Source organism: Selenomonas sp. FOBRC9 (assembly GCF_000287655.1).
In the GTDB taxonomy this organism is placed as follows: domain Bacteria; phylum Bacillota; class Negativicutes; order Selenomonadales; family Selenomonadaceae; genus Centipeda; species Centipeda artemidis.
Genome location: NZ_ALJR01000009.1, coordinates 19,142 through 32,647, shown reverse-complemented (window position 1 = coordinate 32,647; position 13,506 = coordinate 19,142). Strand labels below are relative to the sequence as shown.

Annotated in this window: 13 protein-coding genes; 2 read left to right on the top strand and 11 right to left on the bottom strand. The window is 54.2% G+C overall.

What is annotated here, in order from left to right; all coding sequences use genetic code 11:
• A partial coding sequence (locus HMPREF1147_RS02420; RefSeq protein ID WP_037351037.1) for an IS256 family transposase occupies nucleotides 1-702 on the bottom strand: 702 nt, incomplete at its 3' end.
• Between the two features lie 31 nt (nucleotides 703-733).
• On the opposite strand from HMPREF1147_RS02420, the gene HMPREF1147_RS11555 reads away from it, so the two are divergent.
• Entirely contained in the window at nucleotides 734-1,483 is a 750-nt protein-coding gene (locus HMPREF1147_RS11555) for an Abi family protein (RefSeq protein WP_083839946.1), read from the top strand.
• A 304-nt stretch (nucleotides 1,484-1,787) separates the two neighbouring features.
• Here HMPREF1147_RS11555 and HMPREF1147_RS02415 read toward each other — a convergent pair whose 3' ends face one another.
• Together HMPREF1147_RS02415 and HMPREF1147_RS02410 are read right to left on the bottom strand one after the other, a co-directional pair.
• Nucleotides 1,788-2,219 carry a DUF2335 domain-containing protein gene (locus HMPREF1147_RS02415; RefSeq protein WP_009657539.1) on the bottom strand — a complete coding sequence of 144 codons (432 nt, stop codon included), beginning with the start codon at nucleotides 2,217-2,219 and terminating at the stop codon, nucleotides 1,788-1,790.
• Nucleotides 2,209-2,412 carry a hypothetical protein gene (locus HMPREF1147_RS02410; protein ID WP_009657555.1) on the bottom strand — a complete coding sequence of 68 codons (204 nt, stop codon included), beginning with the start codon at nucleotides 2,410-2,412 and terminating at the stop codon, nucleotides 2,209-2,211. Before HMPREF1147_RS02410 ends, HMPREF1147_RS02415 begins: the two co-directional genes overlap by 11 nt.
• A 304-nt stretch (nucleotides 2,413-2,716) precedes the next feature.
• Here HMPREF1147_RS02410 and xerC point away from each other — a divergent pair, with 304 nt between their 5' ends.
• Nucleotides 2,717-3,823: a tyrosine recombinase XerC gene (gene xerC / locus HMPREF1147_RS02405; RefSeq protein ID WP_232208033.1), complete on the top strand. Its 1,107-nt coding sequence runs from the start codon at nucleotides 2,717-2,719 to the stop codon at nucleotides 3,821-3,823.
• A 259-nt stretch (nucleotides 3,824-4,082) separates the two neighbouring features.
• On the opposite strand, the gene HMPREF1147_RS02400 is transcribed toward xerC, so the two are convergent.
• The 8 genes from HMPREF1147_RS02400 to HMPREF1147_RS02365 all read right to left on the bottom strand — a co-directional run bounded on the left by HMPREF1147_RS02400 (nucleotide 4,083) and on the right by HMPREF1147_RS02365 (nucleotide 13,501).
• Nucleotides 4,083-5,024, bottom strand: a complete 942-nt coding sequence (locus HMPREF1147_RS02400) for a transketolase family protein (protein WP_009657556.1) — start codon at nucleotides 5,022-5,024, stop codon at nucleotides 4,083-4,085.
• A gap of 2 nt (nucleotides 5,025-5,026) precedes the next feature.
• Complete coding sequence (locus HMPREF1147_RS02395; protein WP_009657548.1) at nucleotides 5,027-5,881, bottom strand: transketolase; 855 nt, start codon at nucleotides 5,879-5,881, stop codon at nucleotides 5,027-5,029.
• A 155-nt stretch (nucleotides 5,882-6,036) separates the two neighbouring features.
• Nucleotides 6,037-7,725, bottom strand: coding sequence for a ribonuclease J (locus HMPREF1147_RS02390; RefSeq protein WP_009657551.1), 1,689 nt, complete (start codon nucleotides 7,723-7,725; stop codon nucleotides 6,037-6,039).
• A gap of 342 nt (nucleotides 7,726-8,067) precedes the next feature.
• Nucleotides 8,068-8,574, bottom strand: coding sequence for a hypothetical protein (locus tag HMPREF1147_RS02385; RefSeq protein ID WP_009348652.1), 507 nt, complete (start codon nucleotides 8,572-8,574; stop codon nucleotides 8,068-8,070).
• Between the two features lie 114 nt (nucleotides 8,575-8,688).
• Nucleotides 8,689-10,113 carry an argininosuccinate lyase gene (gene argH / locus HMPREF1147_RS02380; RefSeq protein ID WP_009657543.1) on the bottom strand — a complete coding sequence of 475 codons (1,425 nt, stop codon included), beginning with the start codon at nucleotides 10,111-10,113 and terminating at the stop codon, nucleotides 8,689-8,691.
• On the bottom strand, nucleotides 10,110-11,324 hold the full coding sequence (locus HMPREF1147_RS02375) for an argininosuccinate synthase (RefSeq protein ID WP_009348648.1): 1,215 nt from the start codon (nucleotides 11,322-11,324) through the stop codon (nucleotides 10,110-10,112). Before HMPREF1147_RS02375 ends, argH begins: the two co-directional genes overlap by 4 nt.
• Before the next feature lie 24 nt (nucleotides 11,325-11,348).
• Nucleotides 11,349-12,278, bottom strand: coding sequence for an ornithine carbamoyltransferase (gene argF / locus HMPREF1147_RS02370; protein WP_009657552.1), 930 nt, complete (start codon nucleotides 12,276-12,278; stop codon nucleotides 11,349-11,351).
• Nucleotides 12,278-13,501 (bottom strand): acetylornithine transaminase, encoded by a 1,224-nt coding sequence (locus HMPREF1147_RS02365; protein ID WP_009657550.1) that lies wholly within the window; start codon nucleotides 13,499-13,501, stop codon nucleotides 12,278-12,280. Before HMPREF1147_RS02365 ends, argF begins: the two co-directional genes overlap by 1 nt.
• Nucleotides 13,502-13,506: the final 5 nt, after the last annotated feature.

Sequence of the window (13,506 nt, the reverse complement as noted above, 5' to 3'; positions counted from 1 at the left end):
TCGATTTTTTAGGCTGTTAAGAACGCCAAGCCAATATTTGCTGCTCTCATTTTCTCCAATTTCAATGGTTAAGACTTCTTTTCGCCCGGCATCGTTAATCCCTACAACGACGTAGGCCGCAAGTTTGCTTACGATGCTGTCCTGACGCACGGAAAAATGGATGGCATCAATGAAAACGATCGGGTAAACGCTGACAAGGCAGCGGTTCTGCCATTCCTCAATGTGGGGCAGAATCTTATCGGTTACGTCGGATACAAATCCTTCCGATGCCTCAAAACCGTAGATGTCATTGATCGTTTCGGAAATCTGTCTCGTAGTCATTCCCTTGGCATACATGGATATGATTTTCTGATCAATCGCAGAGATATCCTTCTGCCGCTTTTTTACCACCTGTGGTTCAAAAGAAGACTGCCGGTCTTGGGGGACTTCAATCCGAACGCTCCCATAGCTGCTGTTTAATGTCTTGGATTTGTACCCATTGCGAGCGTTCTCATTGGCGGAGCGTTGGGATTTTTCGTAGCCTAAATGGCTGTCCATTTCCACCTCCATCATTTCCTTGATGGTTCCACCCAGCAGGTCTTTTAGTGCGTCTTGGATGTCGGATGTGCTCTCAATGTCATACTCTTGAAAGAGCTGCTGAATGATCGCTCTTTTCCCATCGGTCATTTTGACTTTGTGAACTTCTTTTTGTTGTTTTGCCATAAACAAAGACCTCCCATGATTTGATTTTACCATAGAAGTCCTTATTCCTTCGAGTCAGAAGTTTTTACAGAATTTCTTTCACACACTCTTCGCTCACAGATTTGCTGAAGTATATGGAAACCAGCCTTATGCCTATTTGAATATCTCTTCTTACGATTCAGCGAAAACACTTTCTGTTATATCTACCATCGCAAAGCTATCCAACATTATCGACCAACACCGAAAATATAATCCCCAATCAAGCATCTGTCATTATGTCAAGCGATATAGAAATGTCCCTATATGGGTTCTTATCAATTTTTTAGATTTTGGAACACTGCGAAATATGCTTTCATCTGTTCCAACAAATCTACAGACTATGGTTGCTCGGGATATGATGTCTTTTGTTCAAGAACATCTGCCGAACACTACAAAATTCCCTGCCGAAACAATGAACACATTTATCAAAAATATACATGAGGTACGTAATGTCTGTGCTCACAACAATCGTTTAGTTGAATTTTCTTGTCGAGGTGACAGCCATTATTGGGCTCCTTTACATGACAAGTATAGTATTCATTCCACTGACAAGCGTCGCGATGTGTTTTCGGTATTTATATCTCTTCAGTGTTTCTTAAGTATTTCAGAATATGGAACCGTACATAATAAGATTCGCAAACTTATAAAACGCTTGGATAACAAGCTAAATACGCTAGCGTCCGATGATGTCCTTCAACTTCTAGGCTTTCCTAAAAATTGGCAAGATACTCCTCTAATTCAACATGATGCTGAGCATATCTAACCACAAAATTTTATATCTCCCCACATTGAGATACAAATATCCGCGATTTTTGATGTTTCATATTTTCGATACCTCAATTTCTGCATTTTTTGATGTGTCAAAGTATACTTTACATTTTTGACGGCAATATCTTAAAGTATAGTTTACATCTTTGACGTTGTCCGCTGTAACCCCTTGATATATAAGGCTTTACGGCCGCAAAAGGACTACGAAAGGACTATAAAAAGAACTAGCATCATACGTTTAGTCCTTTCCAAATAAAAACCGCCCGCGATGTTGGCGCATCACGAGCGGGATAACAGAATCAGCGTTTCAACTGATCCACCAGTTTTTGTTTTTCAACGATCTCTTTTACATTGGCACGTTTTCCATAAACAAATGTGCCTACTAAGGCGGCAATCCCCATGAACATTGTCCCGAGACCTTCAAGAGAATGCCCCGTTATAACGATCCATGTGCCGGCACCTATTGACGCAAGCCCTAACAAAAAACCGCAGATAATCCCTGCAAGACTGTTTATAGATTGCGACTTAATAACACGTCGTTCTATATCTTGACGATGCCCCGCTTGATTCTCAGCCATCGTTATGATGCGATCTGCGGCACCCGGGCATATCTCCTCATAGTCTGCCAAATGAACAGGCGGCGGCAAGGGGCCTTCAAAGTGTCCCGCATATGTTACACCTTGATTCTGCTTTACAACAGCATCATTTCTTTGCTTTTTATTACTGCCCATATTCCATGCTCATTGCGTTGCGCAGATCATTCCCCACAACACGCCAATCATGCGCCAAAGCATTACGATCAGCTTCTTCCGGCGTGGAGGATTCATTGTAGGTGTTCAGCGTTGCGCCCATATCAAAAACGGATGCCATGCCCTTCAAGAATCCGATCTCGGAAAACAGCAGGCTAACATATCCCTTTTCCATAAAGTAACACCTCCTAAATTGATTATAGCACAATTTGTCAACGTCAAAATTTCTCTATTTACTTCTATTGCGTTCTATTTGCATCCATGAGTGAAAAACCGCCCTCTATGCTACCAACACAGAGGACGGATCGAGCAAGCATCCCGAAGGATATACTCACCGTAGCAGGAACAGTATATCACACTTTCGGAGCGTTTGCTATCCCTTACAACCCCGGAGGTGTTTTATTATGGCAAAAATCAGAGTTCGCAAACGCGGCAAGACGTATTCCTACAGCTTCGACATATCCAAAAAGCCCCGCAGGATGAAGGAAAAAGGCGGCTTTGCCACCGAGCAGGAAGCCTTTGACGCGGGGACGGCGGCATATGCAGCGTGGAAAACCGGCAACGTCGGCATCACGAGCGCAAAGGTCACGTTGGATGAATTCGTGGCATCATGGCTTGAGAACGTCGTTAAAGGGAGCACGAAGCAGCGGACATACGAAATCTATAAATACCAATACAGGGCATATATGTCCCCGTACGTTGGAATGATGCTGCTGCAGGACGTACGCCCCCGTGATATTGATCGCATGGTCAAAGAGCTTGCGGGAAAAGGATTATCACACGGGACAATATCCGCCGTTATGCGCGTTGCGCACATTGCATTCAAGTATGCCATTTATCCATCCGAACTGATACAGACGAATCCGACAGAGTACATAAAGATTCCCAAAACAGCCGCAAAGAAGGTGATTAAGCGCACCATTATCAGCAAGGAACAATTCAGTGAGTTGCTGGCAAAATTCCCATTTCCGCATCGGTATCGGATCCTTATCATGATAGCTTACTATACAGGCATGAGGCTCGGGGAAGTGCTCGGTCTTGCATGGGACGACATATCGCTTGAGAAAAAGACCATCTCGGTATCCCGCCAGCTTTGCCCTGCCACAAGTGACGCGCCTGCATATTTTGATACACCGAAAACCGCCACAAGCGCCCGTACCGTTTACATCGGCACCACACTTCTATCTGCGCTGAAACAATGGCGGACTATTCAGAATGGATACCGCCTCAAGCTCGGTATCGTGTATCAGATCGCCTACGAAATGCCGGACAGCAGAACATTGTATTTACTTCCCCGCAAGGAGGCCGCCCCGCAGAATGCAAAAGAGCGTTCTCTTGTCTGTACCGATCGCTTCGGTATCCCCGTACAGCGTACTTCCCTCATAGAACGCCTGCGAACATTAGGATTGAACACACATAGTTTTAGGCATACTCATGCTACTCGCCTTATCGAGGCGGGAGCAAAGCCTGTTGACGTTGCGGCGCGTCTCGGTCACGCAGACGCCACGATAACGCAAAACCTATACACGCACGACACGGTGGCCATGCAAAAAGAGACTGCCGCCCTCACAGATAAGATTTTGTAGACAAGGCACTTTGTAGGCAAATTGTAGACAAATCCATAAAAACAAGCCCTGCAATCATTGAATACCAATGGTTACAGGGCTTATTAAAATCATTATGCCATTATAAACAATTCGCCTTAAATTGTCTATTTTTATCCTGCAAAAACATATCGCACGCGCCGACGCGCCGTGTACATCTACTACCGACGTGTAAATATGCGATCCCAAATCAAAAATGGCGTCCCCATTCCGGCAATGAGGACGCCGCAGTGATTTGATCTTACTTTTTGCAGAACGTCTGCGTCTGTTCCACGATATGATCGGCAGTGAGTCCGAACTGCTCAAGCAGCGCGGCAGCGGGTCCCGAGTGACCAAATTCGTCGTTCACGCCGATGCGGTGCACAGGCACGGGACAGTGTTCGGCAACGGCGGCGCAGACCGCTTCGCCGAGTCCGCCGATGATGTTGTGCTCTTCGACTGTAATGATCCTGCCGCATTCACACGCCGCCTTGACGACGAGTTCCTCGTCGAGCGGCTTAATCGTCGCCATATTGATAACGCGCGCCTTGATTCCCTGCGCGGCGAGACGTATTCCCGCCTCAATTGCCTCCGGAACGAGAATGCCCGTCGCAATGATGGCGACGTCCGCCCCCTCCTGCACGACCTCTCCCTTGCCGACGGTGAACGTGAACGACTCGTCATGATAGACGGGGGTTGCGGCACGTCCAAAACGGATATAGACGGGACCTTCCATCTCGTATGCCGCGTGAACCATCTTGCGCGCTTCGACATCATCCGAAGGGCACATGACGGTCATTCCGGGGATGGTGCGCATGAGCCCAAAATCCTCGCAGCACTGATGCGACGCACCGTCTTCACCGACCGAGATGCCGCCGTGCGTGGCACAGATCTTCACGTTCAGATGCGGATAGCCGATCGTATTGCGAACCTGCTCGTAGGCGCGCCCCGCCGCGAACATCGCAAACGTGGAGACAAAGGGGACAAGCCCCATCGTCGAGAGTCCTGCACCGACGTCGACCATGTTGCACTCGGCGATGCCGCAGTTGAAATGCCGCTCGGGAAACGCTTTTTTGAACGTCCCGCTCTTCGTCGCCCCCGCAAGATCGGCATCGAGTACGACAATGTCCTTATGATTTTGTCCGAGTTCCACAAGTGCATTGCCGTAGCTGTCACGCGTTGCGATTTTCTTTACGTCCGCCATGGTCATGCCTCCTCCTCGATGCGTCTGCGAATTGCGGCGAGTTCTTCCAGTCCCTTAGCGAGCTCCTCGTCGTTCGGCGCCTTGCCGTGCCATCCCGCATTGTTCTCCATAAAGGAGATGTCCTTGCCCTTCACCGTCCGCATGAGGATCACGGTCGGCTTCCCGCTGCCGTGATTCTCCCGGAACGTGCGGAACGCACCCTCGAGTGCGTCATAATCATGCCCGTCAATCGTTACCACATGACAGCCGAACGCTTCGAACTTTTGATCAATTGGCGCTGTATTCATGACGTCCTTCGTCGCACCGTCGATTTGAAGTCCGTTGACGTCAACGGTCAGGCAGAGATTGTCAAGTCCGTAGTGCGCGGAGAACATTGTTGCCTCCCACACCTGTCCCTCTGCCAGCTCGCCGTCGCCGAGCAGCGCATAGACGTTGATGTCCCGACCGAGATACTTTGCCCCCTTTGCCATGCCCGCCGCCGCCGAGACGCCCTGCCCGAGCGATCCCGTGGACATGTCAACCCCCGGCGTGAGGTTCATATTCGGATGCCCCTGCAGGCGAGACCCGATATGACGGAGCGTCAGCAGTTCCTCCACGGGGAAGAATCCCCGATTTGCAAGCGTGGCGTAAAGCCCCGGTGCAACGTGCCCTTTTGAGAGGACAAAGCGGTCGCGTGCCGGATCCTGCGGGTTCCTCGGGTCGACGCGCAGCTCTTTGTTATACAGATATGTAAAATACTCAGTGGACGACAGCGATCCGCCCGGATGTCCGCTCTTTGCCGCATGAGTGCCGCGCAGGATGCCCTCGCGCACCTTTACCGCAAAAAGCCGCAGTTCTTTCTTCTCAGTTGGTGTCATAAAACTCCTCCTCGGTCAAGAACAAATAGCCTCATGTGATCCTATCTGATTCTATCGCTTTTTGTCCATAGACGCAAGCCCAAACATCATAGGAATCTCCCTCGTATACAGACAAAATAAAAAACCGCCCCCTCGCAAGACGGTTTTCCGATTGATTACACTTCGATGATGATGGGGAGAATCATTGGGCGGCGGCGCGTCTTATCAAAAAGATAGCGGCTGAGCGCGTCGCGCACGTTCGATTTGATCGCCGACCATTCGCGGACGTTCTCGTCCTCGCAGCGATCGAGCGCCTGCTGTACACGTGCGCGTGCCTCATCCATCAGCGCTTCCGACTCGCGCACGTAGACGAACCCGCGCGAGACAATATCGGGTCCCGAGACGACACGGTTCGACTGGCGATCCATCGCCACCACGATGATGAGAATGCCGTCCTGAGAAAGCTGACGACGGTCGCGCAGAACGATATTGCCCACGTCGCCGACCCCGAGCCCGTCCACCATGACCATGCCCGCCTGCACGCGCCCGGCGACCTGCCCCTTTTCCTTCGTGAACTCGAGGATCTGACCGTTCTCGCTGATGAAGATATTTTCCTTCGGCATACCGAGCTCGCGCGCGAGCTCCGCGTGCTGTACGAGATGATGGTACTCGCCGTGCACGGGCATGAAGAATTTCGGACGCACGAGGTTGTGCATCAGCTTGAGCTCCTCGCGGCTGCCGTGCCCTGATACATGGATGCCCTTATCGCGCCCATAGATGACATTAGCGCCAAGCTTCATGAGGTTGTCGACCGTCTTGGAGACGAGCTTTTCATTGCCCGGAATCGGCGTCGCCGAGATGATGACCGTGTCGCCCGGGACGATCGTGATCTTGCGGTGATCCGAGGTCGACATGCGTGAAAGCGCGGACATCGGCTCGCCCTGACTGCCCGTCGTCACGACGACGATCTGATCGGGGCGAAAATTATTGACCTCGTCGATGCTGATGATCGTACCCTCGGGCGCGGTGAGGTAGCCGAGCTCCAGCGAGATGCCGACCACGTTCTCCATGCTGCGCCCGAGCACGGCGACACGCCGCTTGTACTTGACGGCAGTGTCGATGACCTGCTGAATGCGGTGCACATTCGAGGAGAAACTCGCAACGATGATGCGCCCGCGCACATTGTGGAACGACTTGTCCAGTGCCGCGCCAACCGTACGCTCGCTCGGCGTATGCCCCTCGCGCTCCGCGTTCGTGCTGTCCGCGAGTAGTAGGAGCACTCCTTTGTTGCCAAGATCTGAGAAACGGCGGAAATCGGTCATCTGCCCGTCCACCGGCGTATAGTCCAGTTTGAAGTCGCCCGTGTGAACGATCATGCCGACCGGCGTCTTGATGGAAAGCCCGACCGCATCGGGAATGGAGTGGTTGACACGGATAAAGCCCACGCTGAAACATCCGATGTTGATGATGTCCCCCGCCATCACAGAGTGCAGATTGCTCGAATCGACGCCGTTTTCCTTAAGACGCCCCTCAAGAATACCGAGCGTCAGACGCGTGCCGTAGACCGGCACGGGGATTTGCTTCATCACATACGGGAGCGCCCCGATATGATCCTCATGTCCGTGCGTCAGGACGATCGCCTTCACCATGTCCTTGTTTTCGATCAGATAGGTGATGTCCGGGATGACGAGGTCGATGCCGAGCATATCCTCCTCTGGGAACATGAGTCCCGAGTCGATGACGATGATCTCGTCGTCCACGCGGATGGCGGTCATGTTCTTTCCGATTTCGCCAAGTCCGCCGAGCGGTATGATCTGCACCTTCTGCGCATCTTTCCCGCGATTGCCGCTATGATTTAACGCCAAAAAAAGCACCTCCAAAAAAACTATGGGATTTCCGTTCACTTGATCCCATGTGAAAAAATATTATGATTGCAAATATCGATCATGAAATCAGAATTCATCCGCACGAAAAAACCGGCGACAAGGTAATTATCTCCTCCATTTGTCGCCACAGATGGGAGAAAGCCGCGCCCCTATCGCTACGAAAAGAGACGACCGCATAGCGATACCGAGAGCGGCATATAAAATTATCCGATCCATTCACTTAGTCGTTATTCTACCATTACGATACCAACTTTGCAAATAAAATTTATAAAAGGCATGTCCCGCGCGAGGACATGCCTTTTATCAATACCTTTTTCGATGTTAAAAATGCATCGTGACGCCGACGCCGACGCCGTTTTCACGGCTGCCGTGATCCGGCTTGAAGTTGTGATAGTTCACGTTAAGGTCTAGATTGGCAATCAGCGATTTGTTGAGACCGACCTGCGCCTCGTTGAAGTCCTTGCCCGCCACATAGGACGCATAGGCGTTGAACCCGAGCACGGTCGGCGTACTGAGACCGATGCCTGCAAAGGCGTTGTTCTTATCCCCCGACTGCTTCATGTTCCAGCGATAGCCGCCAATCAGGCGGATATTTTGGTCAAGCACATTGTACTGGAGGTAGGCATCCTTCGGATTGCCGTATTCGTCACGGTCATTGCGCGAGACGCCGATCGTGAGCTCATCCGTCGCCTTGTGCTCAATGAAGGCTTCCTTCGTCCCAACGCCGACGGCAGTGTGATGCGTGCCGATGTGATTGATCGGCGCCGCCATGGCTGCGGATGTCAGCGACAGCCCGAGCGCTGCGGCGAGAAATGCATATTTCTTCATGGTAAATCCTCCTTTCCGCGTATACTTCCATCATACTTTTGCCATTTTAGACGTCTCTTAGTACGTCATTATATTTCATGTATATTGAGCAGTTCATCATAAAAAAGTGATGAATCAAAGTACCCGCTGCTTCTCTGCTAGAGACGTGCACACGCTCTTCTCCGACGCAATGAGTTCCCCGGCCGCCGCGAGCTGCATCCGCACCTGTTCGTAGGACGTGCCGCCGTAGGAATTGCGCCCCGCAACGCACGTCTCGGGACGGATCGCGTCATAGATGTCCTCGTCAAAGAGCGGCGAGAGCATCCGATAGTCCTCGAGCGCCATATCGCCGAGCCAAATACCGCGCTCGATACAGAGGGCGACGGCTTTGCCGGAAACGGTGTGCGCCTGCCGGAATGGCACTCCCTTGCGCACGAGATAATCGGCAAGATCAGTTGCGTTCGAGAAGTCCTCTTCGACCGCACGCCGCATCACGTCCTCGCGTACCTTCATCCCGCGGATGAGCCGGGCATAGACGGAGAGGCTGAACTTCACCGTGTCGATCGCGTCGAACAGTCCCTCTTTGTCCTCCTGCAGATCCTTGTTGTAGGCGAGTGGCAGTCCCTTGACAGCGGTGAGCGTCGCCATGAGGTGACCGACGACGCGCCCCGTCTTGCCGCGCACGAGCTCAGAGACGTCGGGGTTTTTCTTCTGCGGCATCATGGACGATCCCGTGCAGTGCGCGTCGTCTAGCTCGACAAAGGAGAACTCGCGCGAGCACCACAGGATGATCTCCTCCGAGAGCCGCGAGAGATGCACCATGAGGATGGACGCCGCAGAGAGAAATTCGAGAATGTAGTCGCGGTCGCTGACGGCATCCATGCTGTTGACGTAGATGCGCTCAAAGTTCAGCTTTTTCGCGACAAACGCACGATCGATCGGCAGCGTCGTCCCCGCGAGCGCCCCCGCACCGAGCGGCATGATATCCGCTCGCGCATAGATGCCTTGGAATCGCTCAAAATCGCGTGCAAGCATTCCAAAATACGCCATGAGATGATGCGCAAAGAGAATCGGCTGCGCACGCTGGAGATGCGTATAGCCGGGCATAATGACTTCACGGTGACGCTCCGACGATTCCACAAGTGCTTCCTGCAGTTCCCGAATGTGATCCAGTACCTCGACGATCGAGCGGCGCACAAACATATGCGTATCGAGCGCGACCTGATCGTTGCGGCTGCGCGCGGTGTGCAGACGGCTGCCCGCGTCGCCGATCGCGTCCGTGAGACGTTTCTCGATATTCATGTGAATATCCTCGAGCGCCGTGCTGAACTCGAATGTCCCCGCGTCGATCTGCGCGAGAATGTCACGCAGCCCCTTTTCAATGGACGCGCGATCCGCCGCGGAGATGATGCCGACGTGCGCGAGCATGGCGGCATGGGCGATAGACCCCGCGATGTCCTCGCGGTACATGCGGAGGTCAAAGCCGATGGACGCTTGAAATTCGTTGATCATCTCGTCCGTCGTCTTGGCAAAGCGTCCGCCCCAGAGCTTTTCACTCATTTGCCCTGCGCCTCCTGCATGAGCGCGCGCACCTTGAGCGGGAGTCCGAAGAGATTGATGAATCCCGTTGCGTCCGCCTGATTGTATACGTCGTCATGCTCGAACGTGACAAATTCCTTGCTGTAGAGCGAGTACGGCGACGCTGCGCCCGCCGAGATGATGTTGCCCTTGTAGAGCTTGAGCCGCACCTCGCCCGTCACGGTCTCCTGCGTGCTGTCAACGAACGCCGCGAGCGCTTCGCGGAGCTGGCAGAACCACATGCCGTCGTAGACAAGCTCGCCGTAGCGGATGGCGACGCTCTCCTTGTAATGGAATGTCGCACGGTCGAGACAGAGGTATTCGAGTTCCCGATGCGCGTAGTAGAGAATTGATCCGCCCGGGTTCTCATAGACGCCGCGCGACTTCATCCCAACGAGACGGTTCTCGCAGATGTCCACGATGCCGACACCATTGCGCGCGCCGATCTCGTTCAGTTTCGTCAGGAGCTCCACCGCGCCGAGCTTTTCTCCGTTCACGGCGACAGGGATGCCCTTCTCAAACGAAACGCTGACGTACTCGGGCGCATCCGGCGCATCCTCCGGCGCGCACGAGATGAGGAACATGCTGTTCTTCGGCTCGTTGGCGGGATCCTCAAGGTCGGAGCCTTCGTGCGAGAGGTGCCAAATATTGCGGTCCATGCTGTAGGTCTTGTTCTCGGTCGCAACGGGGATACCGTGCTTCTTCGCGTATTCGATCTCCGCCGTGCGCGAATCGAGATCCCATTCACGCCACGGCGCGATGATTTCAAGATTCGGAGCGAGCGCCTTGACGGTCAGCTCGAAACGCACCTGATCGTTCCCCTTGCCCGTCGCACCGTGGGCAATCGCATCCGCCCCCTCTTTTTTTGCGATCTCGACGAGCGCCTTTGCGATCACGGGACGTGCAAACGAGGTGCCAAGCAGATATTTTCCCTCGTAGACCGCACCCGCCTTGAGCGTCGGCCACACATACTCCTCGAGGAACTCCCGCGTAAGATCGACGATATGCACCTTCGACGCACCGGAGGCGAGCGCCTTGTCGTGTACGGGCGCAAGCTCCTCCCCCTGCCCGATGTCGGCGCAGACGGCGATGACCTCGCAGCCGTTGTAATGCTCTTTGAGCCACGGAATGATAACCGAGGTGTCCAGACCGCCGGAATACGCGAGAACTACTTTTTTAATCTGCTTTGCCATGAAAAACAACTCCTTAAAAATATATCAGCCGCCCATAACGAGCGCCATGATTGCCTTTTGCACATGGAGACGGTTCTCCGCCTCGTCAAAAATCACATTGGCAAAGGACTCGAACACGTCCGCCGTAATCTCCTCGCCGCGATAGGCGGGCAGGCAGTGCATCACGACGGCGCGCGCATCCGCCGCCGCGAGCAGCTCGGGGTTCACCTGATACGGACGAAACACCGCCGTGCGCGCGTCGTGCTCTTCCTCTTGTCCCATGCTCGCCCATGTGTCCGTCACAACGACGTCGGCATCCCGCACGGCTTCTTTCGGGTCATGGGTCAGCGTCACGGATGCGCGCGTCTCCGACGCATCCGCCCGGGCGTTCTGCACAACTTTTTCGTTCGGCTCGTATCCTGCGGGCGTCGCCGCCGCAAAATGCATCCCGACCTTTGCCGCCGCATACATCAGCGAATGCGTCATGTTGTTCCCGTCGCCGACATACGCCATCTTCAGCCCCGCGAGCCTCCCCTTGTGCTCGCGAATCGTAAGCAGGTCGGTCAGCGCCTGGCAGGGGTGCAGGAGGTCGCTGAGCGCGTTGATGACAGGCACGTCCGCCCAGCGTGCGAGCTCTTCGATGCGCTCATGCCCATAGGTGCGGATCATGATGCCGTCGAGATAGCGAGAGAGGACGCGCGCCGTATCCGCGATCGGCTCGCCGCGCCCGAGCTGGAGATCTCTGCTGCTGAGAAAGAGCGCCCGGCCGCCGAGCTGGTACATGCCGACCTCAAACGAGACGCGCGTACGCGTCGAGGATTTTTCAAAGATCATGCCGAGCGTCTTGCCCGCAAGCAGCGGATGCGGGATCCCCGCCTTTTGCCGCACCTTGAGATCCGCCGCCAGTGCGAGAATCTCCTCCACATCACCCGCGCTGAGATCGTGAATAGAAATCAAATCCATGCCGCTCTTCATCATAGTCCCCCTTGGTGACAAATGTCAAGGATGCACGCATCCAAAACGCGCACGACTTCATCCGCGTCGCGCTTCGTAAAGATGAGCGGCGGGACGAATCTGAGGACGCTCCCCGCCGTACAGTTCATGATCACGCCGCGCGCGAGCGCCATGCGCACGATCTCTGCCGCCGCGTCGGCGCTGTGCATCTCCATGCCGAGCATGAGCCCCATGCCGCGCACGTCGCGCACATGATTTGAATATTTCTCCTTTAATGCCGTGAGTTCCTGCTTAAAGTATGCGCCGACCTCCCGCACATGTGAAAGAAAAGCCTCCTGCGCCACCGTGCCCAAAACGACGTTCGCCGCCGCACATGCGAGAGTATTGCCGCCGAACGTCGACCCGTGGTCGCCCGGATGAAACACCTGCGCAACCTTTTCCGTCACGACGAACGCACCGATGGGAACGCCGCCCGCAAGTCCCTTTGCAAGCGTGACGATGTCGGGTGTTACGCCGTATTGCTCATACGCATAGAACTTCCCCGTGCGCCCGATGCCGGTCTGAATCTCATCGAAGATAAGCAGCGCACCGTACGCATCGCAGAGTTCCCGCACGCTTTTCAGGTAGCCCTCTGCAGGCATCCGTACGCCGCCCTCGCCCTGGATCGGCTCGAGCATGACGGCGGCGGTTTTCTCACTGATGGTACTCTCCAACGCATGAATATCGTTAAAGTCCACATAGTCGAATCCCTGCGGCAGCGGTTCAAATCCTTTGTGAAACTTTTCCTGTCCCGTCGCCGTCAGCGTGGCGAGCGTGCGCCCGTGGAAACTGCCGCGCGCCGTGACGATATGCACCTTGTCCGCAGAAATCGTATGCCCGTATTTCCGCGCCGCCTTGATGGCGCCTTCGTTCGCCTCTGCGCCGGAGTTGCCAAAGAACACCTTGCCGCCGTTCGTGAGACGGGAGAGCCGATCCGCTGCCTCCGCCTGCGCCGCCGTATAGTAGAGGTTGGACACATGGATGAGCCGCCCTGCCTGTGCAGCGACGGCACCCACGAGCGCCGGATCGTTATGCCCGAGTACATTGACGGCAATGCCGCCGAGCGCGTCGAGGTAACGCCGCCCCTTCACATCGCAGACATACGCGCCCTCGCCGTGATCAAGCACGATCGGGCAGCGGCTGAACACGGGCAGATAGCTTGCCTGATCCTTCTCTATAATCTCCGATTCATATGTTTGCTTCATTGTTC